Genomic DNA, 25,035 nt, shown 5'->3' with positions numbered 1-25,035 from the left:
GCGACGAGGCGAACCGTGTCTGGTTCAACGAGCAGCGGGCGAAGTACCAGACCGAGCTGGACAACCTGCCACCGGAGCCGAAGCCCAAGTACATGGCGGCCGGACGGGTCATGGTGCTCAATCCGGAATGGACCGAGTGGGACAAGCACAAAAAGCATCTGCAGTCCTCCCTCAACGGCATGAAGCGCATTCAGATGCGTTTCGACGACACGGGGAAGGTCGACGCCTTCGACAACACCCGGCCTTCCGGTTACAAGCCGACCGGTAGTGGACTTCCCCCGGCGTACCTGCTCGATTTCGACCCCGAGAAGAACGGGCGCGCGATCATCGCTAACGGCAACCCGGACACGGCCGATCACACCGCCGTGATGGTCGGCGGCACCAACGGCACACTCGGCGGCATCAACAAGCCCGTCATCGCGGGCACCAACCTCTGGCAGGCCGCCAGCGCGATGCCGGGCGAGCCCAAGGTCTCGACCATCACCTGGCACGGTTACGACGCTCCGCAGAGCTTTTTCCCCGAGGCCATCAAGGACAAGTACGCGGACAAAGGGGGGCCGGACCTCAATCAATTCCTGTCGGGGCTGCACGTCTCCCACGACCCGTCGGCCAACGACCACCTGTCGGTGCAGGCACAGAGCTACGGCACCGTGGTGGTGGGCTCCGCCGCGCGCCAGGGCACCCTGGAGGCGGACGACGTGATGCTCAGCGGCAGCCCCGGCGTCCAGGTCGGGCGGGCGAAGGACCTGGACGTGCCCGAGGGGCATGTGTGGAACCAGAAGGCAGAGGGTGACTGGGTGCCCAAGTGGGGCGCACCCACGCATGGGCACCACGAGGGACTGACGCAGTTCATCACCCCCAGCGATCCCGTCTTCGGCGCCAAGCAGATGGCCACCGACACCCACGGGCACGGAAACTACTGGCTGGCCGGTTCGGAGAGCCTGGAGAACCAGGCCAGAGTCGTGGTGGGACGCTATGACGAGGTCCGGTTGAAATAGCGGGGTGGTTTTCGATGTCCGACGCCGATGACCCCGGCCTCGGCTACACGCCCGAGGTGCGGGAGGTCTCCGCGCCCCGCGAGGAGGCCAGGGCGCTCTCCAGCGAGCTGTACGACCTGCTGCGGGTGAAGGGGAAGACGACCGCGCCCGGACCGGGCGTGGACGTGTGCGGCGAGCTGGACCCCGAGACGTTCTATGTCATCCGCCATCTGTGGTCGGTGTACGGCGTGCCGGTCGGGGACCTCGAAGCCGCTTGGCAGGGGCTCACGGAGGATCTCTCCCGGCACGGCTGGGAGGTCGTCCACGAGGGGCGGGAGCCGACCGTCGCCGCGTCCCCGTACGTGATGGCCGACTCCACCCGGAAGAAGTTCACCCTCAAGGCCACCTTGCTGATCCCGACCGAGCGGGACGCCAAGAGGAGCGGCGCGGAGCCCGGGATCATGTTCCATCTCGTGTCCGCCTGCTTCCGGGTGCCCGAGGGCACCACGGTGGACGAGTACTGAGCCCCCCGCCGCGGGCGCCGGGCCACGGGCGCCGAGCCCCGAGGTGGGCCCGGCCCCGGTCACCATGGTCATCCAGGCGCCCGGGGCCGGGTCTTCCGGCGACCGGCGCCACCGCTCGGGGCCGCCGCTCGGGGCCGGGGTGGCGGCTCGGGCATCATGGGCGTCATGACCACGCAGCACTCGGCCTCCTGGATCACCGTCGCGGCCTACGAGAACCTGCCCGGCCGCCCGCACGCCCTGGCCGCCACGCGCGCTTGACTGCGCGATCGCGGCACAGCGCGCGGCACCGTGCCCGGCCACGGGCCGGCCCTGACGCCGCCCTTACGCGGCGGTAGGCATCCTTGACGCGGCTCTGATACCCGAGCCTGTGCACCCGGGATGTCGGCCCTGCTGAAGAGCCGGTCCGGAGGAGTTCTCCGGCGATCGTCGGAACGCTACGCCTCGCCCGTGATCTTGCCGCCTTCACCGCCGCCGAGGAGGCGCTGCGGATGACTCCTACATCCTGAAGAACGACATCGGCGGCGCGGCAAACGACGGCAACGGCCGCGCGAAGGGCCTGGCAGGTGACCAGTGACGTCGTTGCGGGTGACGCCGTACTTGACGGCTCTCAGGCCGCCCGCGTCGGCCCGGACGCCGACACCGGCGGAGAGCTCACCGGGTAAGCAGGTCGGTGTCCATGCGGCCGGCGGTCGCCTCGCGCATGAGGGGCGGGCGAAAAGTCCCTGTCCTCGGCCCGCCTCCCTCCGTCTAGGATCAGCGCCTGAAGCTGGAGAAAGGCCGAGCAAGAGTGCGCGAGGAATTGGCGGGGCGGCTACGGCAGTTGCGTGACCTGACCGGGCGGAGCCTACGCGAGCTCGCCCGCGACATCCACGTCAGCAGCTCCTCACTGTCGCGCTACTTCTCCGGCCAGGCCGTTCCACCCTGGCCGACGGTGGTGGCGCTCTGCAAGGCGGCCGGTCGTGACCCGAGGCCGCTGCGGGACGTGTGGGAGCGGGCCAAGGACGGACCCCGGACGAGCACGGCTGCCACTTTGCCAGTGCGCAATGACCTGCCGCACGACATCACCGCCTTCACCGGGCGCCGGGCGGAGTTGGACGCCCTCCTCGGCGCCGCGCGGAACACGTCGGTACGGAACACGCCGGTGGTGGCGATCGACGGCATGGGCGGGGTGGGCAAGTCCGCGTTGGCCGTACACGCCGCGCATCTACTGACCGTCGACTTCCCCGGTGGCCAGCTCTACGTGGACCTCCACGGGTTCACTCCGGGCCGGGGGCGGGTCGAGCCCGCGGAGGCGCTGCGTGTGCTGCTGGCCGCGCTCGGGTTGCCACCCGGCACGATTCCCGACGGGGTCGCCGAGCGGGCCTCGCTGTGGCGGTCGGAGCTGGCGGCGCGGCGCGCTCTCGTGCTGTTGGACAACGCCGCCGACGCCGATCACGTGCGCGATCTGCTGCCCGGCGCCGGCCAGAGCTTCGTAATGATCACCAGCCGCCGGCGGATGGTTGAGCTGGACGGTGTCCAGCCGATCTCGCTGGACGTCCTGCCGACTCAGGAGGCGGCGGAGCTGTTTGTCGAATCCGCAGGCGGGGCTCGGCCCGGTGACGTCGGCGAGGTGCTGCGGCGATGCGGGAACCTGCCGCTGGCCATCCGGGTGGCCGCCGCACGGCTGCGGCACCGTCCCGCGTGGACGCTCGATACCCTGGTGGAACGGCTGCGCGAGGGCGAACTGGCGGTGTCGGACGTGTTCGAGATGTCGCTGCGACAGCTCGACCCCGCCCAGCGGCGGATGTTCGGGCTGCTGGGGCTGGTGCCGGGCGAGGACATCGACGCCTACGGCGCGGCCGCCCTGGCCGGGATCCCGCTGGCCAACGCCCGCTCCCTGCTGGAGGACTTGGTCGACGTCCATCTGGTCCAGGAGCGGGCGCCGGGTCGCTACCGGATGCACGACCTGCTGCGGCAGGCCGCCCGCGCCGACGACGCCGCAGCCGACCCCGTACTGGCGATCGCCCGGCTGGGCGACTACTACCTGAGCGGCATGCTGGCCGTGAAAAGGCTGGTCGAGATCGTCATCCCCCTGCCGGTCATGGTGTCGCAGCCACCTCCCGCGCTTCCCGACCTCTCCGGCTACGACACAGCCGTCGACTGGATGGACACCGAGTGGGTCAACCTCGTCGCGACGTTCTCGCTCGCCGTGGAGCTGCGCATCGACGCGCCCGCGGTCGGGCTGGGACAGCTCGCCTTGATCTCCCACGCGCGACGAGGTGGCATGGCGCAGCTACGCCACGGGCTCGAGGTCAGCCTGCCCGCCGCTGAAAGGCTCGGCGAGTGCCGTGTGCTCGCCTCGCACCGGTATTTGCTGGGCGCCGCGCTGATGCGCGTCGGCCGACTGGAGGAGGCGGTGCCGGAGCTCGAGGCGGCCCGCGTGCTGATGGCCGCGGAGGGCGACATCGTCGGCGAGGCCATCACCCTCCTGCAGCTTGCGGAGATCCGGGTGTATGCCGCCGACGCCGAAGTCGCCGTCGGATTGCTGCGCCAGGCGACCGCGCTGCTGCCACCCCACGAGGCCGCCGCCGGCGTGCGTGTGCGCACCGGTCTCGGCCAGGCTCTGGTGCAGTTGGGGAGGTACGGCGAGGCCCACGAGGTCGTCTCGGAGGTGATCGAGACCGCGCGCGGGCTGGACCGGCAAACGGAGCGCATGTGCCTGGACGTGCTCGGCCGGGCGGCACTCGGCCTGGGCGACGCCCGGGCCGCCCTCGATTTCGCAGAGCAGGCCGTCGGGCTCAGTCGGGCGACACGCCATCCGGTCTTCGAGGCGGCCAGCCTCACGGACGCCGCCGTCGCCCTGTGCCACCTCCGTCGCGCCGAGGAGGCAACGGCCAGGCACGCCGAGGCCATGCGGCTTCTCGAACAGGCCGGTGAGCCGCATCGGATGGTGCGCAGTCTCCTCCCGTATGCGGAGGCATGCCGGGTCGCGGGCGATCGGGACACCGCGGCGCGGCATTTCCGGTCGGCGTTGGAGATCGCCACCGCGCACGGGATCAACTACCTGGTGTCCGCGGCGCGTGCGGGTCTGGCCCTGGTGTCCTGAGCCCGTCCCAGGGGTGGGGCGGGTGTCCCGTCCCGTCCCGGGACACCCGAGCGACAGCCGCCCGTTGGAGTGACAGCACAGCTCAGCCGGGTATCGACGGGTTGTCCCGCGTCCCGGAAGGCGCGGCATGGGCTGTCGTGCACAGGCCGCCGCGTCGAAGCTCTTGGCCATGCACACGACGCCTTCGCTGCTCGCTGAACTCGACGCGCTGCCCGCCCTGTGGGAAGTGCAAGGGACCCTCGCCGCTCCTGTCGCACCGGTCGCCGCGCTCCTGCTCACCGTCGCCGAGGGCCGGGTCGGCGATGACAACCTGCTGGTGCTGGCCAGGGCTTCGGCGGCACGGCAGGGGGCGATGACCGTCGTGGACGGGTCCGGCGCCGACGCCTACCGCGCCGAGCTCGCCGGGCCGGTGGAGCCGGTGGAGATCCAGGTGGACCGGGCCCGGTCCATGTTGGCGGTGCAGAGCTGGTACGCCGGGGTGCACGCCGTCACCGCTTGCCCCGCAGGCACCCGGGTGACCCATCGCGTCCACCGGGTCATTCCCCACCATCCGGGGTTCGCGGCCGGGATCGCCGAGCTGGGCCTGCGTGCCCGCATGTCACGCGATCTGCGGCGATTGCTGGGTGTGATCGCCGACCGGCTCGGCTGCTGACGACCCACTCCGCTCCGAGGCCGGGTCGCCCGAACGGGAGATCCTCTCACGCGACCCCATCGCAGCGATCCGGATACCCGGGCGCCAACAGGACCGCATTCCACCAGCCATCCGTTCAATCGAAGGAGTACACAACCATGTCCATCACCCTCACCGACCGGCACACCGGCTTCTCCGAAGCAGGGCTGCGCAGACTGCGCGAGGTGCTGGCACGGCATGTCGAGTCCGGGAAGGTTCCCGGGCTTGTCGCCCTGGTCGGCCGGGGCGGCGAGACGCACGTCGAAGCGGTCGGGACGATGCGTCATGACGGTGGCGCGCCGATGCGCAGGGACACGATCTTCCGGATGGCCTCGACATCCAAGCCGGTCTCGATGGCGGCGGCGATGGTCCTGCTCGACGAGTGCAGGCTGCGACTGGACGACCCGGTGGAGCCGTGGCTGCCCGAGCTCGCCGACCGGCAGGTGCTGAAGCGGATCGACGGCCCGCTGGACGACACCGTGCCGGCGCGGCGGCCGGTCACCGTACGGGACCTGTTGACCTCCACGTTCGGGCTCGGCATGGATATGACGTCGCTGGGCACTCCGGTCATGGACGCGATCTTCGAGCAGGGGCTCACGCCCGATCTGCCGGTGCCGATGCCCGAGCCGGACGAGTGGATGCGCCGCCTGGGCACGCTTCCGCTGATGCACCAGCCCGGAGAGCGCTGGCAGTACCACATCAGCAACGATCTGCTCGGTGTGCTCGTCGCCAGGGTCACGGGCCAGTCGTTCGAGACGTTCCTGCGCCAACGCATCTTCGCCCCCCTGGGCATGAAGGACACCGGCTTCCACGTACCCGCCGACAAGATCGACCGGCTGCCGACCCTCTACGCCCCCGACCCGCAGACCGGAGAGTTCAACGTGTGGGACGAGGCCGAGGGCGGACGCTGGAGCCGGCCTCCGGCGTTCCAGGGCGGTGGCGGCGGGCTGGTCTCCACCGTCGACGACTACCACGCCTACTTTCGGATGCTGCTGAACCACGGGATGCACGGGACCGAACGCATCCTGTCCCGGCCCGCAGTCCAGCTCATGACCACCAACCGCCTCACCCCCGAGCAACAAGCCGCCCGAACCGCCATGGCCACCGACAACGTCCATGTGTCGTTCGGCCAAGGGCAGCACGGCGGCTGGGGCTTCGGAATGGCGGTGCGCACCTACCGCGGCGACTACGCGCCCATCGGCCAGTTCGGCTGGGACGGCGGAAGCGGCACCTCGACCTACGCCGACCCGGACAACCAGCTCACCGGAATCCTGCTCACCCAGGTCGGGCTGTCAGTCCCGGATTCGGCGCGGCTCATCCACGACTTCTGGACCACGGTCTACCAGGCCATCGACGACTGACACCGACCCCGCCACGGGCGAGATGACCCGCAAGATCGCCGAAGCCCTCGACGCCGTCTGGCCGGACGACGCGCAGCGCCTCCTCCGCGAGTCACCCCGCCCCTTCGGTCCTCCGGGTCAGCGAACGTTCCCCCGCGGCTTCAGCGGCGCGTTCGGCAGCTCGGGGGCGGGCAGGCGGTCACCGTCGTAGCCCTTGACCTCGCCGAAGCGGGAGCCGGTCATCCAGTCCTCGCGGGCCTGGGCGATGTCCTGGTGGTCGCGGCCGATGAAGTTCCACCACATCACGATCCGCTCCCCGAACGGCGTCCCGCCGAGCAGCACCATCCGGGCGGGGGCGTCCGTGGTGTTCGTCAGCTCCAGGGTCCGGTTTCCGGGGGCGAGGTAGCCGAGTTCGGCGGGGCGCAGGAGGGTGTCGGCCATGCGGACCTCGCCGCGGTCGAGGAGGAGGCCGTGCTCGAAGGCGGGGTCGATGTCGAGGCCGACCGTGGCGTGCGGCTCCAGGACGAGTTCGGCGCCCAGCAGGGGGCTGAAGGTGGGGACCGGTGAGGTGTCGCCCGCGAGGGAGCCGAGGAACACCCTGGCCTCACCGGCGGACCCGTCCCCCGCCGGGGTGCCGGTCAGGGCGACGGGGCCCGGGACGTAGTGCCGGAAGTCGCGGGCGGTGTGCCGGTGCTGTTCCGGCAGGGCCACCCACAGCTGTACGCCGTGCAGGATCGTGGTCCGGGGGGTGGAGACCTCGGAGTGGCTGATCCCGTGGCCGCCGGTCATCAGGTTCAGCTCGCCGGGGCGTACGAAGGCGTGGCTGCCCAGGCTGTCGCGGTGCTCGATCTCCCCGCTGAACAGCCAGCTCACCGTCTGCAGCCCGGTGTGCGGATGCGGGGCGACGTCCATCCCGCCCGTGGCGGCCACGTCGTCGGGCCCGTAGTGGTCCGCGAAACACCAGGCGCCGATCAGCGTCCGGGCCCGCTGTGGCAGGGTGCGTCGTACCGTCATCGCGCGCGGGCCGCCCAGCGGGACGTCGCGCGGGGTCAGGACCTCCACCCGGGGGGCGCCGGTCTCCTCGTCCGGGGAGGCGCCGCAGCGCTGCACGGCGGGCTGGGTCTCGGTGTTGCTCATGGGGCGACGCCTCCCGGGCGGGATAGTGCGGGATAGTTTTATGCTCAACAATCATGGATGATAGGTCCACACCTCGCTGAGGTGCGAGACCTCTCGAGAAGTGTGGCCCATGCGGCCCGGTGAAGGAGATCAGGTGACTGACGCGGCAGCGACCTCCGTCGACAAGGTGACCTCCGCCGGGGGGCGGGGCAAGCGGGTCTTCGTCGACAAGCAGAGCCCGCGGGCCTACGGTGCCCTGGCACAGACCGCCGAGGCGGTCCGCGCGGTCGCCGCCGAGGCCGGGCTCGACCGGATCCTCGTGGAACTGGTCAACCTCCGGGTGTCCCAGATCAACGGCTGCGCGTACTGCCTCCACCTCCACACCAAGGCCGCGCTGCGCGCCGGCGAGACCACCCAGCGCCTGGGCGTGCTGCCGGCCTGGCGCGACACGGAGGTGTTCACCCCCCGGGAGCGGGCCGCGCTCGCCCTCGCCGAGGCGACCACCAGCCCCGCGGACGCCGCCGCCCAGGAGGCTGCCTACGCCGTCGCGCGCCCGGTGCTGACCGACGACGAGATCTCGGCGGTGATCTGGGTGGCGATCACCATCAACGCGTTCAACCGGATCTCGATCATGAGCAAGCACCCCGTACGCCCGGTCCCCGCGCCCCGGCCGGCCGCTGCCGCACAGGAATAGCCCGCCTCCCGACGGCCCCCGCCGGCCGGGGGCCATCGGGAGGACCACCTCGGAAACGTGCCTACGGCGCCCCGGCCGCCGACGCCGCCAGCACCCTCGCCTCCCGCTCCGGGTCGAGCCCCACCGGCGGCCGGTCCGGGCGGTGGGGCGCCCGGCCGCCAAGCGCGCACAGCCACTCCCAGGTGGCGGCCACGGTCTCGGCGACGGGGCGGCAGCGCAGCCCCGCGGCCAGCGCCCGGGACACGTCGCCCTGGTGCATCGTGTCGTAGAGCTCCCCCGGCGGCAGCCAGATGGGCAGCTCGGTCCACGGCTCGACACCGGCCGCCAGGACCGTCTCCGGGGCCGTCCAGCACAGCTCGGCGTCCGACCCGGTGGCGGCCACGCACGCCTCCAGCAGCTCGCCGAAGGTCGCGTGGCCGGGCGGGCTCACCAGGTTGTACGGGCCGCCGAGCCCGCGCTCGGCCGCGTCGAGCAGCCAGGCGGCCAGGTCTCGTACGTCGATGTACTGCAGCGGCAGATCGCGCGGTCCCGGAGCCAGGACCCGGCCGCCCAGGGTCCCTCCCCGCGCGGCGCCCGCGATGCGGGCCAGCCACCACGGCAGCCGCCCGACGTTCTCGTACGGGCCCAGGATCAGCCCGGCCCGGGCCAGCAGCGCCCGGTCCCCGAACGCCGCCTCGGCCGCCAGCTCACCGCCCCTCTTGGCCTCGGCGTACTCGACCTCGCCCGCGTCCGGCGAGGCCTCCACCAGCGGGCCGTCCTCGTCGAGCCCGGCCGGGGCGGGGTAGGCGTAGACGGACCGGCTGGAGACGTAGACGTAGTGCCCGGCGCGCCCGGCCAGCAGCCGGGCCGCGTCCCGCACGGCGGACGGCGCGCCCGTCCAGGTGTCGACGACCACGTCCCACTCCCCCGCGCCGGCCCCCTCCAGGGCCGCCAGGCCGCCCGCGGCGCTCCGGTCGCCCCGCAGGGCCGCCACGCCCGCCGGGGGTTCGTGCCGCCCCCGGTTGAACACCGTCACCTGCCAGTCGCGTGCCAGCGCCTCCTCGGCCACGGCCCGCCCCACGAATTCCGTACCGCCCAGCAGCAGAAGTCTCATGGCGGCGACTCTGCCCGGCCGGGCGGCGTCCGCGGAATCGCCGCATGCTCTGAGCGAATACGCTCACAGCGGACACGCCCTGGGCAGGCGCGCCCGGCGCGAACCGGCGGTGAGGCAACCCGCCGCTACGCCCCGGCCAAGGCCGCGCGCAGCGCCTCCGTACCCGGGGCGCAGGACTCCCGGAGGGCCGACAGCTCCTCCGGCGGGAGGCCCAGGGAGGCGCCGCGCCGGCCGTGGTCGAGCGTGGCCTCGGCCGCCGCCAGCCAGTCCGGGGTGGGCTCCACGCCGATGAACCCGGCCAGCCGGGTCAGCTCCCGCCGGGGCGCGTCGAGCAGCTCCCCGTACGACAGGGATGTCCGGGACCCCTCCGGGACCCGGGAGAGCGCGGTCAGGCCCCGGGTGATCAGCCGCGACCACATCGCGCCGAACCGGGCGACCGGCACGGGCGCCTCCAGCAGCAGCGCGGGGTCGAACCGTTCGGCGAACAGCCCCGCGAGGTCGGGCGGCAGGGACCGCAGGTGCTCTTCGGTGAGCCGGGTCAGCGGACCCGCGCCTGAGGCGGCCCTGGCGTCCATGGTGCGCAGGATCATCCGGAAGCCGGGGTGGCGGCTCATCGACAGCGCGCAGTCAGGCCCGTCCCGGAACAGATGGACGAACCGGGCCCCGGGGAACGCCTCCCGCAGCCAGGGCACCCAGGCCAGGGCACCGCCCGAGCGCTCGACGACCACGCCGCGGCCGAACCGGTCGGCCAGCAGCTCGAACAGCGCCCCGTAGTGGCGGGCGACAGGGCGGCCGGGCCACGCCGAGACGCGCGGCGCCAGCTCGTCGAAGAGCCCGTCCGGGTCGTCGGTGAGGTGCGGCAGGACCGTCATGCACAGGGCGGGGATGCCGGTGGTCTCGGCCGAGAAGCGCCCGGGGCGCCGGGGGTAGAGGAACTCGGGCGCCGGGATGCCGCTGCGGATCATCCGGTCGAAGTTCTCGTTCGGCCGGGTGATGAGCTGCCAGAACTCCGCGCCGCCCAAGGTCCGCCCGGGCAGCGGGTGCCGGTGGGGCTCGGCGCCGAGGGACGTGAAGAGTTCGTTGACGCTGAGGACGCCGGGGTGCAGGTTCAGGACGTGCGAGAGCGCCGTCGAGCCGCTGCGTCCGGTGCCGACGACGAACGTCAGGGGCCGCGTGCTGATGGGTCCACCTCCGGTGCTGGCCCGCCGCGGGGTACGGCGGCGGGGCGGCGGCCGCGCGCGGGCCGCCGGGCAGCGATCAGTAAAGGCCCAGGTGCGACCGGGGCGCAAGGGTGTCGACGGCGGCAACACGACCGCCATCATGGAGACATGATCCTCCGTCGGCTACGCGACACCGAGGAGGACGCCGAGGCGGTACGGACCGTGTCCGCCGCCACCTTCGGCGCCTCCCGCACCCTCCCCGGCGCGCCCGACGCCGAGTGGCCGCCGCGCCGCGTCGCCCTCGCCCACGGCCGCAACCGCCACCTGGCCCGCACCGACCCGGGCGGCTGCTGGCTGGCCGTGGACGACGCCGGGATGCCGGTGGGCGCGGCGCTGTCCACCCGGCGCGAGGGCACCTGGGGGCTGGCGATGCTGGCGGTGCTGCCGCGGGCGCAGGGGCGCGGCCTCGGGCGGGAGCTGCTGGCCGCGACGCTCGCGTACGGCCGCGCCTGCCTGCGCGGGATCATCGTGGGCTCCGAGGACCCGCGCGCGGCCGCCACCTACCGGCGCGCGGGCTTCACCCTGCACCCGGCCATCCGGATGCGCGGAGTCGTCGACAAGGTGGCCAAGGACCGGCTGCCCCCGCTGGACGGCGCCGTGTTCGAGGGCGGGGCCAGGCAGCGGGACATGATGGACTCCGTGGACCGCCGCACCCGCGGCGGGGCGCACGGGCCCGACCACGACCTGTTGCTGCGCCAGCGCCGGCTGTTCGTCTCGGACGACCTGGCGGGCAGCGGCTACTGCTACGTCGGCGACGACGGCACGGTGGAGCTGCTGGCCGCGACCTCGCGGCGGCTGGCGAAGCGGCTGTTGACCGCCGCGCTGCTCAGCCTCCCCGAGGGCACCGAGGCCCGGGTCCCGAGCCTGACGGCCGAGCAGGAGTGGGCGGTGGACGTGGGCCTGGCGGCCGGTCTCGAGCTGTCCACCAGGGGCTATGTGTGCCTGCGCGGGATGCGGCCCCCGGCCCCGTACATCCCGTCCGGTACGTTCCTGTGATGGTGAGGCCTGTGATGGTGAACATCGAGGTGCCGCGGGCGCTGGCCGCCTCGCAGAGCAGGTACGAGGGGGCCGCCGGCCGCGCCTGGATCGCGGCGCTGCCCGGCCTGGCCGCCGGGTATCTGGACCGGTGGGAGCTGCGCCCGGACGGGCCGCCGATGCACGGCGTCTGCGCCCTCGTGCTGCCGGTCGTCCGCGCGGACGGCACCCCGGCCGTGCTCAAGCTGCAGCTGCTCACCGAGGAGAGCGCCGGCGAGGCCGCCGCGCTGCGGGCCTGGGGCGGGCGGGGCGCGGTCCGCCTGCTGCGGGACGACCCGGACACCGGCACGATGCTGCTGGAGCGTCTTGACCCCGCCCGCTCGCTGTCCGCCGTCGCCGACGACATGTCCGCCGCGCGGGTCCTGGCCGGGCTGCTGGCCCGGCTGTCCCGGACCCCGGGCCCGCCCGGCCTGCGCCGTCTGGGGGACATCGCCGCGGCCATGCTCGACCGGGCGGACGGGGCGGCGGCCGTCCTCGGCGACCCGGAGGACGCCCGCTTGGTCCGCGACTGCGCGGCCGCCGTACGGGAGGTGGCCCAGGAGCCCGGCGACCGGCTGCTGCACTGGGATCTGCACTACGACAACGTCCTGGCGCCGCGCGCCCCCGACGCCGGCGCCGGCGCCGAGGGGCGTGGCCCGTGGCTGGCCATCGACCCCAAGCCGCTGGTGGGCGACCCGGGTTTCGAGATCTTCCCGGCCCTGTACAACCGCTGGGACGACATCACCGCGACCGGGGACGTGCCGCGCGCGGTGCGCCGCCGCTTCGATGTGATGACCGAGGTGCTGGGGCTGGACCGGCGGCGGGCGCGGGCCTGGACGCTCGGGCGCGTGCTGCAGAACACGCTGTGGGAGGTGGCCGGCGGCGCGCGGGCGGTCGATCCGGTGCGGGCCGCGATCGCCCGCGCGCTGCGGAGCCCCTGACCGCACGCGGACTTGCCGCCCCCGCGCCGGGGACACGGGGACGGGCCCCCGCGCCGGGGACACGCGGACGGGCCGCACCCCCGCGCCGGGGGTGCGGCCCGTCCGTACGGGTGACCGCTGGGGTTACTTCCGGATCAGCGAGCGCAGCACGTACTGCATGATGCCGCCGTTGCGGTAGTAGTCGGCCTCACCGGGGGTGTCGATGCGGACGACCGCGTCGAACTCGACGCCGGTGTCGGTGGTGACCTTCACGGTGCGCGGGGTGGTGCCCTCGTTCAGCTCGGTGACGCCGGTGATGGAGAAGGTCTCCTCACCGGTCAGGCCCAGCGACAGCGCCGAGGCGCCCTCCGGGAACTGGAGCGGCAGCACGCCCATGCCGATGAGGTTCGAGCGGTGGATGCGCTCGTACGACTCGGCGATGACGGCCTTGACGCCGAGCAGCGCGGTGCCCTTGGCGGCCCAGTCGCGGGAGGAGCCGGAGCCGTACTCCTTGCCCGCCAGGATCACCAGCGGGATGCCCGCGGCCTGGTAGTTCTGCGAGGCGTCGTAGATGAAGGAGACCGGCCCGCCCTCCTGGGTGAAGTCGCGGGTGTAGCCGCCCTCGGTGCCCGGCGCGACCTGGTTGCGCAGGCGGATGTTGGCGAAGGTGCCGCGGATCATGACCTCGTGGTTGCCGCGGCGCGAGCCGTAGGAGTTGAAGTCCCGGCGCTCGACGCCGTGCTCGGTGAGGTACTTGCCGGCCGGGGTGTCGGCCTTGATGGCACCGGCGGGGGAGATGTGGTCGGTGGTGACCGAGTCGCCGAGCTTGGCGAGCACCCGGGCGCCGGTGACGTCCTGGACCGGGGCCGGCTCCATGGTCATGCCCTCGAAGTACGGGGGCTTGCGGACGTAGGTGGACTCCGGGTCCCACTCGAAGGTGTTGCCGGTCGGGATGGGCAGCGCCTGCCACTGCGCGTCGCCCGCGAAGACGTCGGAGTAGCTGGAGGCGAACATCTCCTGGCCGATCGCGGAGGCGACGACCTCCTCGACCTCCTTCTCGGAGGGCCAGATGTCGGCCAGGTGGACCGGGTTGCCGTCCTGGTCGGTGCCGAGGGCGTCCTTGGTGATGTCCACCTTCATGGAGCCCGCGATGGCGTACGCGACGACCAGCGGCGGGGACGCCAGGTAGTTCATCTTGACGTCCGGGTTGATCCGGCCCTCGAAGTTGCGGTTGCCGGAGAGCACGGAGGTGACGGCGAGGTCGGCCTCGTTGACGGCCTTGGAGACCTCCTCCGGCAGCGGGCCGGAGTTGCCGATGCAGGTGGTGCAGCCGTAGCCGACCAGGTTGAAGCCCAGCTTGTCCAGGTACGGGGTGAGGCCGGCCCGGTCGTAGTAGTCCATGACGACCTTGGACCCGGGCGCCAGGGTGGTCTTGACCCACGGCTTGCGGGTCAGGCCCTTCTCCACGGCCTTCTTGGCCACCAGGGCGGCGGCGACCATGACGTACGGGTTGGAGGTGTTGGTGCAGGAGGTGATCGCGGCGACGGTGACGGCGCCGTGGTCGATCTCGTACTGGCTGCCGTCGGGGGCGATGACCGGGGTCGGCTTGGTCGGCACGCCGTTGTGGTTGACGGCCGGGGCGTCGGAGGCGGGGAAGGACTCCTTGCCCGTCTCCTCGTCCTCCGAGACGTAGTTGCGCACGTCCTGGGCGAACCGCTCGGCGGCCTCGGCCAGGATGATCCGGTCCTGCGGGCGCTTGGGGCCGGCGATCGACGGGACGACCGTCGACAGGTCGAGCTCCAGCTTCTCGGAGAAGTCCGGCTCGGCGGCCGGGTCGAGCCACAGGCCCTGCTCCTTGGCGTACGCCTCGACGAGCGCGAGCTGCTGCTCGCTGCGGCCGGTGAGCTTGAGGTAGTTGATGGTCTCGCCGTCGATCGGGAAGATCGCGGCGGTGGAGCCGAACTCCGGCGACATGTTGCCGATGGTGGCGCGGTTCGCGAGCGGGATGGAGGACACGCCCTCGCCGTAGAACTCGACGAACTTGCCGACCACGCCGTGCTTGCGCAGCATCTCGGTGATGGTCAGCACCAGGTCGGTGGCGGTGGTGCCGGTCGGCAGCGAGCCGGTCAGCTTGAAGCCGACGACGCGCGGGATCAGCATGGACACCGGCTGGCCCAGCATCGCGGCCTCGGCCTCGATGCCGCCGACGCCCCAGCCCAGCACGCCCAGGCCGTTGACCATGGTGGTGTGCGAGTCGGTGCCGACCAGGGTGTCGGGGTACGCCTGTCCGTTCCGCACCATGACGGTGCGGGCCAGGTGCTCGATGTTGACCTGGTGGACGATGCCGGTGCCCGGCGGGACGACCTTGAACTCGTCGAACGCCGTCTGGCCCCAGCGCAGGAACTGGTAGCGCTCCTTGTTGCGCCCGTACTCCAGCTCCACGTTCTGCGTGAACGCCTCGGGGGTGCCGAAGCGGTCGGCGATGACCGAGTGGTCGATGACCAGCTCGGCGGGCGCGAGCGGGTTGATGCGCGCGGGGTCACCGCCCAGCTCCTTGACGGCCTCGCGCATGGTGGCGAGGTCGACGACACAGGGCACACCGGTGAAGTCCTGCATGATCACACGGGCCGGCGTGAACTGGATCTCCTGGCTGGGCTGGGCGCTCGGCTCCCAGTTGCCCAGCGCGCGGATGTGGTCGGCGGTGATGTTCGCGCCGTCCTCGGTGCGGAGCAGGTTCTCCAGCAGCACCTTCAGGCTGTACGGCAGCCGGGCGGAGCCCTCCACCTTGTCGAGCCTGAAGATTTCGTACGACTCGTCGCCCACCTGCAGCGTGCTGCGGGCGTCGAAGCTGTTCGCCGACACGACTGTCTCCTTCATGCATGATCTCGCGCGTACTACCGCAATCCTGCCGTCACATGCCCTCGCCCATCAGCTAAGGCCAGACTTACTTAGGCAAGCCTTACCAGTGCGGCCGCGGTGCGCCTTCCGGCGGATATCTCGATGTCAAGATAACCCTAATACATGGGCCGCCGCACAGGGGGCTCGCGTGGCGATCAACTGTGCCTTTGCTCACCATGAGGACCAGGCGAAGGAGGACCTCATGGATTCCTCGGGCACTCCCCCCTCGGAACCTCCCTCGGAACCCCCCTCCGGATCTCCCTCGGAACCCCCCTCCGAACCTCCGTCCGGATCTCCCTCCGAACCTCCGTCCGGATCTCCCTCCGGGGCTTCCTCCGGATCTTCCTCCGGGGCTCCCTCCGAGCGACCGCTGAGCGCCGTCGAGCGCCAGGAGTACGAACGGCTGCGCAAGGCGGCGGCCGTCCGTCACCGCCGGCTGCGGTACGCCGCCGCGTCGGTGCTGCTGGTGCTGGCCGTGCTGCTCGCCCCGCTCGCCGTGGTGGCCACCTGGACGCACGAGGAGGTCGCCGACACCGACCGGTACGTGCAGACCGTGGCCCCGCTGGCCTCCGAGCCCGCCGTGCAGAACGCGGTGACCGACCGGCTCACCGAGCGCGTGGTCGACAACGTGGACGTGGCCGGTCTCACCGCCGCCCTCTCCAGGGCCCTCGACCGGGTCGGCGCCCCGCCCCGGGTGGCCGACAGCGCCCGGCTGCTGACCGGGCCGCTGAAGACCGCCCTGACCACGGGCGTGCACGACGTGGTGGCCAAGGTGGTGCGCAGCGACCAGTTCGCCCAGGTGTGGACCGCCGCCAACCGCCGGGCGCACGCCGCCGTGGTGAAGGTCCTCACCGGTGAGGGGCCCAGCGCCGTCCAGGCCAGGGGGAACACCGTCGTCCTGGACATCGGCACCCTCATCGACAACGTCAAGCGCCGGCTGGTGCAGGCGGGCTACGAGAAGGCCGCGAAGATCCCCACCGTGGAGCGTACGGTCCCGCTGCTGCGGGTCGAGAAGCTCGACAAGGCGCAGAACGCCATGCGGCTGCTCGATGTGCTGGGCCTGTGGCTGCCGGTCGCCGCGATCGTGCTCGCCGCGCTCGCCGTGTGGACGGCCCCCGCGCACCGGGTGGCGCTGATGAGCGTCGGCGTGGGCGTCGCGGTGATGATGCTGGTGCTGCTCGTCGGCCTCGCCGTCATGCGCCAGGTCTATCTGGGCTCCGTCCCGCCCACCACGCTGCCCGCCGACGCCGCCGCCACCATCTACGACACCTTCGTACGCTTCCTGCGCGAGTCCACCCGCACGATCCTGGTCATCGCGGTGATCACCGTGGTGTCCGGCTATCTGTACGGCCCCGGGCGCGGCGCCCGCGCCGTGCGCTCGGGGGCCGCCCGCGCCACCGGCGCCACCGGCCGGGCGCTGGCCCGCGCCGGGGCGCGCACGGGGGGTACGGGCCGCTGGCTGGACGCCCACCGCGCCTGGACCACCGGGGTCGTCATCACCGGCGGCGCGCTCGCCCTCGTCCTGTGGAACCACCCCACCCCGGCGTCCGTGGCGCTCGTGCTGGGCGTGGTCGTCCTCGTCCTGGTGCTGCTCGGCATCCTCGCTGCGGCGGCGGGCGAACGTCACGAGAGCCCCTTATCGGTGGCGGAGAGCCCCTTATCGGTGGCGGCGGCAGCGGTGAACCGGCCCCACCGTCCGAGGTGGCAGCCTGGAACGCAGGAGGCAGGCGGTGAGTTCCGGCGGAGACGAACACCGGCCACCCCGGTTCGGCAGAGCCCGGAGTGTCCTGGCCGCGGTGCGCTCGCCAACGGTCGCCGGGCTGGCCGAACGGCTGCTGGCGGTGAACACCGTGGAGGCCGCCATGCGGCTGGCCGCCCAGGCGTTCCTGACGGCGCTGCCGCTGCTGATGGCGGTGTCGGCGTTCGCCCCCCAGGGGTTGAAGGGCCTGCTGACGGACTCCGTGCGCTCCGTCGTGGGCGTGCGTGGCGAGGCGCTGGACCAGGTGCGCCGGGCCCTCGCCGCGTCCGGCACCACCAGGACCCCGTCGGGCGCCGTGGGCATCGTGGTGGCGCTGGTGTCGGCGACGGCCTTCAGCCGCGCCCTGCAAGCGGTCTGCGAGCGGTGCTGGAACCTGCCCAGGGCGGGCCTCCGCGTGGTGGCGTGGCGCTGGCTGCTGTGGCTGCTGGTGTGGCTGGCGGTGCTGCTCGTACAGGCGCCGCTGCGCAGGGGCTTCGGCACCGGGATCGTCTCGGGGCTCGTGCTGTCCCTGCTGTCGTCCGTCCTGCTGTGGTGGTGGACCCAGCACCTGCTGCTGGGCGGCCGGGTCCCGTGGCTGCTCCTGCTCCCCGGCGCGGTCCTCGCGGGCACCGGCACCGTGCTGCTGGGCTACGCCTCCCGTCTGCTCATGCCCTTCGCCATGAACCGCAGCCTCGGCGACTTCGGCCCCCTCGGTCCCGTGTTCACGCTGCTGTCCTGGCTCATCGTGATGTTCCTGATCGTGGTGGCGGGCCTCGCGATCGGCCAGCTGGTGGCCACCTCCGCGTGGTACGCCCGGCTCGCCGGCCTGTCGGCGGGTGACGGGGCGGGGGCGGGGTCGGGGGCGGCCGGTCACCCGGGCGAGTGATCGCCGGGGCGGAACGCCCCACGTCGTGAAGGATTGCGATAGACCTTCGGCAGTCGTCATGCTGCAATTACGTCGCCCTGGCGGAGGACCGATGAGCGCGCAACCCCATTCGGATACGGCTTCGTACGTGGCCGACGACCCCGAAACTGCACTGAAGTACGCGATCCAGCACGTCCGGGGGGACCGGGTGCAGATCGTCGAGGGGGTCATCGAACCCCTCGTGCCGTCGTGGGATCAGGAAAAGGCCGTTGACAAGATCCGCCGACAGATCGGCCCTGTAGTCGACGAGCTGGGGTGCTTGTCGGGGTCGGGAGATCTCGATCTCCCGGGCACGACCAACTGGTTCGTGCCAGATCTCGCTGTTGTCCCCAGAGATCTGGCCAAGGGCGCCGGAGCACTGTTGCCCGACCAGACACTGCTGGTCGTCGAGGTCACCTCGGACTCGAACGGGGACACCGACCGGATCGTCAAGCGCCGCCGCTACGCCGAGTACCGCGCCCCGCTGTATCTGCTGGTCGACCGGCAGGAGCGCACCAGCACGCTCTACAGCGAGCCCGGCGACCTGGGCTACACCGAGGTGCACGGCCCGCATCCGTTCGGGACACCGATCCGGCTCCCCGAGCCGTTCGACCTGGAGCTGGACACCTCGGAGTTCTGACGGCCGCCGGCGGGCTCAGCCGCCCGTGAGGCGGGTGCGGACGAGGGCGAGGAGCTCGTCGTCCGAGAGGCCGATCGCGCGGGCCCGGGCGACCAGGCCGTGGACCTCCTCGACGAGGCGGGCACGGCCGGGGGAGGTGGTGGCGCCGGTGACGACCGCGCCGCGGCCGCGGCGGAGTTCGATCAGGCCCTCTTCGCGGAGCCGCTGGTAGCCGCGGAGGACGGTGTGCACATTGACGCCGAGGGAGTCGGCGAGGGCGCGGGCGGCGGGGAGGCGTTCGCCGGGGTGGACGGTGCCTTCGGCGATGGCGCGGCGTACGGAGGAGGCGATCTGGTCGCCGAGCGGGACCGGGGAGCCGGGGTCGACCGTGAACAGCATGTCAGCCCGCGTCCGCCGGGCGGCCCGCGCCGCGGTCGACGAGGGTGTTGAGCAGGGCCGCGGCGGTGCGGGCGTCGTCCACCGTCACCACGAACTCCTTTCCGGTGGTCAGCCGCAGGCAGAGCGCGTCGCCCGAGCGCATGACCAGGCCGCTGCGCCCGGCCCGGATCCGGTAGCCCCAGCCGCCGAAGTCGCCGAAGGCGTCCACCGGGCGGCTCGTGGCCTCCTCGATGCGGCCGAGCGGCACCCGCAGCCGGGGCAGCCGGACGACGGGCGGGGTCACGGTCAGGCCGCGCCGGTCGACGGTCACCCGGCAGGCGGACAGGAGCACGGCGATCACCCCCATGATCGTCATCGGCAGCCCGCTCCCCGGGCTCACGGCGAAGGCCAGTATGGCGCCCGCGCCGACGAGGGCGACCCCCACCGCCAGCAGCACGCGCGAGGTGACGGTGCGCGACCAGCTGGCGACCTCGCCCTTGCCCAGCGGCAGGCGGTGCGGCTCGCCGGCGGGCCGGTCGGCGGACCGCGCGTCCGCGCCCGCCAGGAGCCAGCCGACCGCGCCGGCGGGCAGGGCGCAGGCCAGGGCCACGGCCAGCTGCCACATGGGGAAGCGGACATCGGCGGCGTCGGGGACATCGGCGTTGGCGAAGAGCGTGGCGGGGAACGCGTAGCCCAGCAGCCCCGACTCGCCGTACGCGCAGGCGATCAGCGGGCGCAGCGAGCCCAGGCTCCGGCTCGTGCGGTGGGCGAGCACGGCGAAGACCGCCCCCTGGACCGCGAGGAGCGCGACGGCCACCCCGACGAAGGAGCCCGCGCCGGAGAACCCGTCGGCCCTGCCGCTCGCCGGGAAGTGGGTGGCGAGCGGGTCCGGAAGCCGGTCGCGCAGGGCCGCGTACGTGGTGACGACGGCGGCGCAGGCCAGGGCGAAGGGGAGGACGACGACCAGCGTGCGGCGCGGGGACTGATTCACGAGCACCTCCTATTGTTCGCATACTAGTAGAACAATCACGCGCAATCACCCGGCCGGGCAGGGCCTCGCACCCCCCTCACCCGATCGCCACCCCCGTCACGCCTGCATCTCATATCTGAGATAGCCTCTCCCGTATGACTGATGACTACCTCTCCCGCATCGGCAAGCTCATCCGTGACGCCCGCCAGCATCGCGGCTGGACCCAGTCGCAGCTCGCGGAGGCTCTGGGCACAAGCCAGAGCGCGGTCAACCGTATTGAGCGCGGCAACCAGAACATCAGCCTTGAGATGATCGCCAGGATCGGCGAGGCGCTCGACAGCGAGATCGTCTCGCTCGGTTACGCGGGGCCGATGCATCTGCGGGTCGTCGGCGGCCGCCGCCTCTCGGGCGCCATCGACGTCAAGACGAGCAAGAACGCGTGCGTCGCCCTGCTGTGCGCCACGCTGCTCAACTCGGGCCGTACGACGCTGAGAAGGGTCGCCCGGATCGAGGAGGTCTACCGGATCCTGGAGGTGCTGAACAGCGTCGGCGTCCGCACCCGCTGGATCAACGACGGGGCCGATCTGGAGATCGTGCCGCCCGCCGAGCTGGACCTCGACGCGATGGACACCGAGGCCGCCCGCCGCACCCGCAGCGTCATCATGTTCCTCGGCCCCCTGCTGCACCGCATGGAACAGTTCAAGATCCCCTACGCGGGCGGCTGCGACCTCGGCACCCGCACCGTCCAGCCGCACATGACCGCGCTGCGCCCCTTCGGCCTCGAAGTCACCGCCACGGACGGGATGTACCACGCGCGGGTCGACCGCACGGTGTCCCCCACCCGCGCCATCGTGCTGACCGAGCGCGGCGACACGGTCACCGAGAACGCCCTGCTGGCCGCGGCCCGCCACGACGGCGTCACCGTGATCCGCAACGCCTCCCCCAACTACATGGTCCAGGACCTGTGCTTCTTCCTCGAGGAGTTGGGGGTCAAGGTCGAGGGAGTGGGCACCACCACCCTCACCGTGCACGGCGTCCCCCGCATCGACCGGGACGTGGACTTCTCCCCCTCCGAGGACCCCGTCGAGGCGATGAGCCTGCTCGCCGCCGCGGTGGTCACGGAGTCGGAGCTGACGATCCGGCGGGTCCCGGTGGAGTTCCTGGAGATCGAGCTGGCGGTGCTCGAGGAGATGGGCCTGGACCACGAGCGCGGCATCGAGTACACCGCCGACAACGGCCGCACCCGGCTGGTCGACCTGACCGTGCGGCCCTCCAAGCTCCAGGCCCCGATCGACAAGATCCACCCGATGCCGTTCCCCGGCATCAACATCGACAACGTGCCCTTCTTCGCGGCCATCGCCGCCTCCGCGCAGGGCTCCACGCTGATCCACGACTGGGTCTACGACAACCGGGCCATCTACCTGACCGAGTTGAACCGCCTGGGCGCCCACGTCAAGCTCCTCGACCCGCACCGGGTCCTGGTGGAGGGCCCGACCCGGTGGCGCACGGCCGAGATGATGTGCCCCCCGGCGCTGCGGCCCGCGGTGGTGGTCCTGCTGGCGATGCTGGCGGCGCCGGGGACCTCGGTGCTGCGCAACGTGTATGTGATCAACCGGGGTTACGAGGACCTGGCGGAGCGGCTGAACTCGATCGGCGCGCAGATCGAGACCTTCCGCGACATCTGACCGGTAGGAGTGTCGCGCCCCTAGGAGATGAGCGGCACGACACTCCTAAATGCCGGCTGACCTGCTGTTACACACTTGCGGGACCCTCCATTGATCATCGCTGTTTTTCATCGTCTTGTGCAACGTGCGTGCAAGATGATCTTGAATTGGTGATGAGGCGTCAGGGATACCTGAGTGGCCGTCAGCCTTCACGGAGAGTGCTCGCCACAAGGGCCTCGCGATCTCCGCACCGACGGTGCCACTGGCGTTCCTAAGATTCGGAGTCCCCGATGACCGATCCGATCACCACAGTGCAGGCCCTCGCACGTGAACTTCCCAGCCAGGACCTGTATGCACTCTCAGTTGCCGCAGGCGGAGGCATCGATAGGCTGAGGGACCTCCGAGCCCAGGCGTCCTCGAACATAATCCGGCGCGCATGCAGTCAACTCATTGCTTGCCTTGCTCATTGCTCCCCTGACTACCTCGCAGGGGCTCTCGCTGCGGTAGCCGCAGCGGATACTTCGCGCAAGGATCAGGCCATCGACGTCGTCTGGACGGGGCCCCACACGCGGATCACATCCAGTCGGCTGACAGCGCACAGCATCACCACTCTCATCGACGAGGCGCGGCACGAGATTTGGCTCGTCAGCTATGCCACGCACACTGAGCCAAGAATCACCGCTGCGCTCAAGGCAGCGGCAGGGCGCGGCATTCAGATCACACTCTTGTTGGAACGCAACACGGACAACCCCTCCTACAGCTTTCGCGGCATCCCCTTTCCCCACCTGGATGCGACTCGACTGGCATGGCCAGCGGCCCGGCGCTCAGCTCGCCACACGTCACTCCACGCAAAGATCCTTGTCACAGACGGATCCACAGCTCTCGTCGGCAGCGCCAACATCACGGGCGCGGCCATGGAAACCAATCTCGAGTGCGGCATCCTCCTGCGAGGCGGCCCGCATCCGAGGGCCATCCGTGCTCACCTTGCAGCCCTTCATGAACAAGGCGACTTGATTCGCTGTTGACGACCCCGCGAACCCGGCATTCAGCGGTCACGTCCCGAACGAGACCGCCGATGCGATGTGCGCCCACTCGGCACTCGTGCCCCTCTCCCGTCCTCGATCACTGCGGACGAACAATCGAGGTGAGGCGGCACGGACAGCGTTCGGCAAGATCCTGGAGGCATGACACCAGGAGAACTCATCCGCTGTCGGCCCACCCCGCACGCATTCCGCTCAACGAGCGCGTTGGCCCTGTGAAACCCGGCACGCCAGCCGCAGCGGAGGGACTGTAAATCGTTTGGTGTAACTCGCGATCATGGAAGATGCATCGATGACCAGTGACAACGTGGCCGAGCACGAGGCTGTCGAGTTGGCAGCGGCTGTGTCGGCGAAGGCCGTGGACGACCAGCTGATCGACGAGCTGGTGAGCCGGGCTCAGGCAGAGGGCCTGCAGCTGACCGGTGAGGGTGGACTGCTCCAGCAGCTGACCAAGCGGCTGCTGGAGTCCGCCCTCGAGGGCGAGATCACCGACCACCTCGGTTATGACAAGCACGATCCGGCGGGCAAGGACGGGGGCAACTCCCGCAACGGCAAGCGCTCAAAGACCGTCCTGACCGAGGTCGGGCCGGTGGAGATAGCCGTGCCCCGCGATCGGGACGGCTCGTTCGAGCCGAAGATCGCCAAGAAGCGGCAGAAGCGTCTGACCGGCGTTGACGAGATGGTGATCTCGCTGGCTGCGAAGGGCCTGACCACCGGTGAAGTCCAGGCCCATCTGGCGGAGGTCTACGGAGCCGAGGTGTCCCGGCAGACCATCTCCACCATCACCGACAAGGTCCTCGAGGGCATGGCCGAATGGCAGAGCCGCCCTCTCGACCTCGTCTATCCGGTGGTCTTCGTTGAAGCCATCCACGTGAAGATCCGTGACGGCGCGGTTGCCAACCGTCCCGTCTATGTGGCCCTGGCCGTCACCGTCGAGGGCCGGCGGGAGATTCTGGGCTTGTGGGCCGGCGACGGCGGTGAGGGCGCCAAGCACTGGCTGCACATCCTCACCGAGATCAAGAACCGCGGCGTGAACGACGTACTGATGCTGGTCTGCGACGGGCTCAAGGGTCTGCCCGAGGCGGTGGAGACGGTCTGGCCTCGCACCATCGTGCAGACCTGCGTGGTCCACCGGAGCCGTACGGAAACAAGGTGTCGCTTCCGGTGGCGTGTCTCGTTGACCTGGTATGGCGTTTTCGGAGGGGGTGCACGGTCAACTCGCCGTGCGGTTCGAGGTGTTGCTGCCGCATCTGGACGAGCGGCAGCGGCGTCTGCTGCTGGCGGCCGAGGCGAGGCTGCTGGGGCATGGCGGCATCCGGGCCGTCGCACGGGTTGCGGGGGTGAGCGAGACCACGGTCCGCAGGGGTGTCTTCGAGCTGGAAGCGGGCGAGGCCCCACCGCCTGCAGGCCGAACTCGCAGGCCGGGCGGGGGCCGCAAGCGGGCCGAGGAGGTCGATCCGGCTCTGCTGCCTGCGTTGATGGCACTGGTCGAGCCGGATGAGCGGGGCGATCCGATGTCGCCGCTGCGGTGGACGACAAAGTCGCTGCGGAACCTCGCTGACGAGCTGACGCGCCAGGGACATCCGGTCTCCGCGACGACGGTGGGCCGGCTGCTGAAGGACAGCGGCTTCAGCCTCCAGGCCCAAGCCAAGACTCTGGAGGGCGAGCAACACCCGGACCGGGACGCCCAGTTCCGCTACCTCAACGAGCAGGTCAAACAGCATCAGGCCGACGACGAGCCGGTCATCAGCGTGGACACGAAGAAGAAGGAGATGATCGGCCGACTGCCCGACCCCGGACGGCAGTGGCGCCCGAAGGGCGACCCGGTCCGGGTCGACGACCACAGCTTCTTCTCCGGGCCGACGGGCGAAGCGGCGATCCCGTATGGCATCTACGATCCTAACCTCCGTTCCATGCAGTTCATCCTCGATGGCGAATCCCTCGAGCTGACGTCCACGCTTGTTCGTAGGCGTCTCGCTGGTCACGTGCCCGAGGAGATCCGCGAGTACTGGGTCGAGGTAGATGGTGTGCATTGGCCGGTCAAGCAGGTCATCTCCCTTACGACAGGTGCCAAGCGCAGTCGGTTTCAGTCGCATGCCTCTCGGCGGTGGCTGCAGAACCTCGGGTTCTTGATCGGTGCCGGATCCTCGGCCACCGAGAGCGGCTCAATC

The 25,035-nt window shown here is 71.4% G+C and carries 20 protein-coding genes and 2 pseudogenes; 14 read left to right on the top strand and 8 right to left on the bottom strand.

All coding sequences use genetic code 11. From position 1 onward, the window contains the following. From ABFY07_RS14590 to ABFY07_RS14570, 5 genes are all read left to right on the top strand, one after another. A partial coding sequence (locus ABFY07_RS14590) for an alpha/beta hydrolase (RefSeq protein WP_346174907.1) occupies positions 1-998 on the top strand: 998 nt, incomplete at its 5' end. A 14-nt stretch (positions 999-1,012) separates the two neighbouring features. After that, positions 1,013-1,501, top strand: a complete 489-nt coding sequence (locus ABFY07_RS14585) for a hypothetical protein (RefSeq protein ID WP_346174906.1) — start codon at positions 1,013-1,015, stop codon at positions 1,499-1,501. Positions 1,502-2,288: 787 nt separating this feature from the next. Continuing rightward, positions 2,289-4,586, top strand: coding sequence for an ATP-binding protein (locus tag ABFY07_RS14580; protein ID WP_346174905.1), 2,298 nt, complete (start codon positions 2,289-2,291; stop codon positions 4,584-4,586). Between the two features lie 169 nt (positions 4,587-4,755). Next, on the top strand, positions 4,756-5,238 hold the full coding sequence (locus ABFY07_RS14575; protein ID WP_346174904.1) for a hypothetical protein: 483 nt from the start codon (positions 4,756-4,758) through the stop codon (positions 5,236-5,238). A gap of 137 nt (positions 5,239-5,375) precedes the next feature. Next, the gene (locus ABFY07_RS14570) at positions 5,376-6,617 is read left to right on the top strand and encodes a serine hydrolase domain-containing protein (protein ID WP_346174903.1); all 1,242 of its coding nucleotides are present in this window, start codon (positions 5,376-5,378) and stop codon (positions 6,615-6,617) included. A gap of 117 nt (positions 6,618-6,734) precedes the next feature. Here ABFY07_RS14570 and ABFY07_RS14565 read toward each other — a convergent pair whose 3' ends face one another. Beyond that, positions 6,735-7,733 (bottom strand): pirin family protein, encoded by a 999-nt coding sequence (locus ABFY07_RS14565; RefSeq protein WP_346174902.1) that lies wholly within the window; start codon positions 7,731-7,733, stop codon positions 6,735-6,737. A gap of 133 nt (positions 7,734-7,866) precedes the next feature. On the opposite strand from ABFY07_RS14565, the gene ABFY07_RS14560 reads away from it, so the two are divergent. Continuing rightward, a complete protein-coding gene (locus ABFY07_RS14560) occupies positions 7,867-8,406 on the top strand; it encodes a carboxymuconolactone decarboxylase family protein (protein WP_346174901.1) in 540 nt (179 codons plus the stop codon). 61 nt (positions 8,407-8,467) lie between these two features. Here the strand turns inward: ABFY07_RS14560 and ABFY07_RS14555 are convergent, their stop codons facing one another. Together ABFY07_RS14555 and ABFY07_RS14550 are read right to left on the bottom strand one after the other, a co-directional pair. Next, positions 8,468-9,499, bottom strand: coding sequence for an NAD-dependent epimerase/dehydratase family protein (locus ABFY07_RS14555; RefSeq protein WP_346174900.1), 1,032 nt, complete (start codon positions 9,497-9,499; stop codon positions 8,468-8,470). Positions 9,500-9,624: 125 nt separating this feature from the next. After that, entirely contained in the window at positions 9,625-10,821 is a 1,197-nt protein-coding gene (locus tag ABFY07_RS14550) for a sulfotransferase (RefSeq protein WP_346174899.1), read from the bottom strand. Positions 10,822-10,827: 6 nt separating this feature from the next. On the opposite strand from ABFY07_RS14550, the gene ABFY07_RS14545 reads away from it, so the two are divergent. After that, positions 10,828-11,715 carry a GNAT family N-acetyltransferase gene (locus tag ABFY07_RS14545; protein WP_346174898.1) on the top strand — a complete coding sequence of 296 codons (888 nt, stop codon included), beginning with the start codon at positions 10,828-10,830 and terminating at the stop codon, positions 11,713-11,715. 14 nt (positions 11,716-11,729) lie between these two features. Then, positions 11,730-12,674, top strand: coding sequence for an aminoglycoside phosphotransferase family protein (locus tag ABFY07_RS14540; protein WP_428836927.1), 945 nt, complete (start codon positions 11,730-11,732; stop codon positions 12,672-12,674). A gap of 123 nt (positions 12,675-12,797) precedes the next feature. On the opposite strand, the gene acnA is transcribed toward ABFY07_RS14540, so the two are convergent. From acnA to ABFY07_RS14525, 3 genes are all read right to left on the bottom strand, one after another. Then, positions 12,798-15,515, bottom strand: a complete 2,718-nt coding sequence (gene acnA / locus ABFY07_RS14535; protein WP_346174896.1) for an aconitate hydratase AcnA — start codon at positions 15,513-15,515, stop codon at positions 12,798-12,800. Between the two features lie 462 nt (positions 15,516-15,977). Beyond that, positions 15,978-16,457: a hypothetical protein gene (locus tag ABFY07_RS14530; RefSeq protein WP_346174895.1), complete on the bottom strand. Its 480-nt coding sequence runs from the start codon at positions 16,455-16,457 to the stop codon at positions 15,978-15,980. A gap of 45 nt (positions 16,458-16,502) precedes the next feature. Beyond that, positions 16,503-16,748 carry a hypothetical protein gene (locus tag ABFY07_RS14525; protein WP_065965466.1) on the bottom strand — a complete coding sequence of 82 codons (246 nt, stop codon included), beginning with the start codon at positions 16,746-16,748 and terminating at the stop codon, positions 16,503-16,505. Positions 16,749-17,347: 599 nt separating this feature from the next. Between ABFY07_RS14525 and ABFY07_RS14520 the strand changes: the two genes are divergently transcribed. Beyond that, positions 17,348-18,175 carry a ribonuclease BN gene (locus ABFY07_RS14520; protein ID WP_346174894.1) on the top strand — a complete coding sequence of 276 codons (828 nt, stop codon included), beginning with the start codon at positions 17,348-17,350 and terminating at the stop codon, positions 18,173-18,175. 91 nt (positions 18,176-18,266) lie between these two features. After that, complete coding sequence (locus tag ABFY07_RS14515) at positions 18,267-18,833, top strand: Uma2 family endonuclease (RefSeq protein ID WP_346174893.1); 567 nt, start codon at positions 18,267-18,269, stop codon at positions 18,831-18,833. A gap of 15 nt (positions 18,834-18,848) precedes the next feature. Here the strand turns inward: ABFY07_RS14515 and ABFY07_RS14510 are convergent, their stop codons facing one another. Together ABFY07_RS14510 and ABFY07_RS14505 are read right to left on the bottom strand one after the other, a co-directional pair. After that, positions 18,849-19,211, bottom strand: coding sequence for a GntR family transcriptional regulator (locus ABFY07_RS14510; protein ID WP_346174892.1), 363 nt, complete (start codon positions 19,209-19,211; stop codon positions 18,849-18,851). Between the two features lies 1 nt (position 19,212). Continuing rightward, the gene (locus ABFY07_RS14505; RefSeq protein ID WP_346174891.1) at positions 19,213-20,181 is read right to left on the bottom strand and encodes an SdpI family protein; all 969 of its coding nucleotides are present in this window, start codon (positions 20,179-20,181) and stop codon (positions 19,213-19,215) included. 134 nt (positions 20,182-20,315) lie between these two features. On the opposite strand from ABFY07_RS14505, the gene ABFY07_RS14500 reads away from it, so the two are divergent. The 4 genes and pseudogenes from ABFY07_RS14500 to ABFY07_RS43140 all read left to right on the top strand — a co-directional run. Beyond that, positions 20,316-21,845 (top strand): helix-turn-helix domain-containing protein, encoded by a 1,530-nt coding sequence (locus ABFY07_RS14500; protein WP_346174890.1) that lies wholly within the window; start codon positions 20,316-20,318, stop codon positions 21,843-21,845. Between the two features lie 269 nt (positions 21,846-22,114). Next, positions 22,115-22,849, top strand: a complete 735-nt coding sequence (drmC, locus tag ABFY07_RS14495) for a DISARM system phospholipase D-like protein DrmC (RefSeq protein WP_346174889.1) — start codon at positions 22,115-22,117, stop codon at positions 22,847-22,849. A gap of 307 nt (positions 22,850-23,156) precedes the next feature. Beyond that, positions 23,157-24,029 (top strand): annotated as a pseudogene (locus ABFY07_RS14490) (IS256 family transposase); the annotation flags it as partial. A gap of 22 nt (positions 24,030-24,051) precedes the next feature. Continuing rightward, positions 24,052-24,996, top strand: a pseudogene (locus ABFY07_RS43140) (ISAzo13 family transposase); the annotation flags it as partial. Positions 24,997-25,035 lie beyond the last annotated feature (39 nt).

The organism is Streptomyces sparsogenes subsp. cuspidosporus (genome assembly GCF_039532705.1).
Classification (GTDB): domain Bacteria; phylum Actinomycetota; class Actinomycetes; order Streptomycetales; family Streptomycetaceae; genus Streptomyces; species Streptomyces sparsogenes.
The sequence above is the reverse complement of the archived record's forward strand: the minus strand, read 5'-3'. Positions and strand labels throughout refer to the sequence as shown.

What these genes read in the sequence shown, in the direction of transcription:
- ABFY07_RS14585 (WP_346174906.1), top strand. Translation starts at nt 1,013, where the DNA reads ATGTCCGACGCCGATGACCCCGGCCTCGGCTACACGCCCGAGGTGCGG.
- ABFY07_RS14575 (WP_346174904.1), top strand. Translation starts at nt 4,756, where the DNA reads ATGCACACGACGCCTTCGCTGCTCGCTGAACTCGACGCGCTGCCCGCC.
- ABFY07_RS14570 (WP_346174903.1), top strand. Translation starts at nt 5,376, where the DNA reads ATGTCCATCACCCTCACCGACCGGCACACCGGCTTCTCCGAAGCAGGG.
- ABFY07_RS14565 (WP_346174902.1), bottom strand. Translation starts at nt 7,733, where the DNA reads ATGAGCAACACCGAGACCCAGCCCGCCGTGCAGCGCTGCGGCGCCTCC.
- ABFY07_RS14555 (WP_346174900.1), bottom strand. Translation starts at nt 9,499, where the DNA reads ATGAGACTTCTGCTGCTGGGCGGTACGGAATTCGTGGGGCGGGCCGTG.
- ABFY07_RS14550 (WP_346174899.1), bottom strand. Translation starts at nt 10,821, where the DNA reads ATGATGGCGGTCGTGTTGCCGCCGTCGACACCCTTGCGCCCCGGTCGC.
- ABFY07_RS14545 (WP_346174898.1), top strand. Translation starts at nt 10,828, where the DNA reads ATGATCCTCCGTCGGCTACGCGACACCGAGGAGGACGCCGAGGCGGTA.
- ABFY07_RS14540 (WP_428836927.1), top strand. Translation starts at nt 11,730, where the DNA reads ATGGTGAACATCGAGGTGCCGCGGGCGCTGGCCGCCTCGCAGAGCAGG.
- ABFY07_RS14530 (WP_346174895.1), bottom strand. Translation starts at nt 16,457, where the DNA reads ATGTCCAGGACGACGGTGTTCCCCCTGGCCTGGACGGCGCTGGGCCCC.
- ABFY07_RS14525 (WP_065965466.1), bottom strand. Translation starts at nt 16,748, where the DNA reads ATGACGGCGAGGCCGACGAGCAGCACCAGCATCATCACCGCGACGCCC.
- ABFY07_RS14515 (WP_346174893.1), top strand. Translation starts at nt 18,267, where the DNA reads ATGAGCGCGCAACCCCATTCGGATACGGCTTCGTACGTGGCCGACGAC.
- ABFY07_RS14510 (WP_346174892.1), bottom strand. Translation starts at nt 19,211, where the DNA reads ATGCTGTTCACGGTCGACCCCGGCTCCCCGGTCCCGCTCGGCGACCAG.
- ABFY07_RS14500 (WP_346174890.1), top strand. Translation starts at nt 20,316, where the DNA reads ATGACTGATGACTACCTCTCCCGCATCGGCAAGCTCATCCGTGACGCC.
- drmC (WP_346174889.1), top strand. Translation starts at nt 22,115, where the DNA reads ATGACCGATCCGATCACCACAGTGCAGGCCCTCGCACGTGAACTTCCC.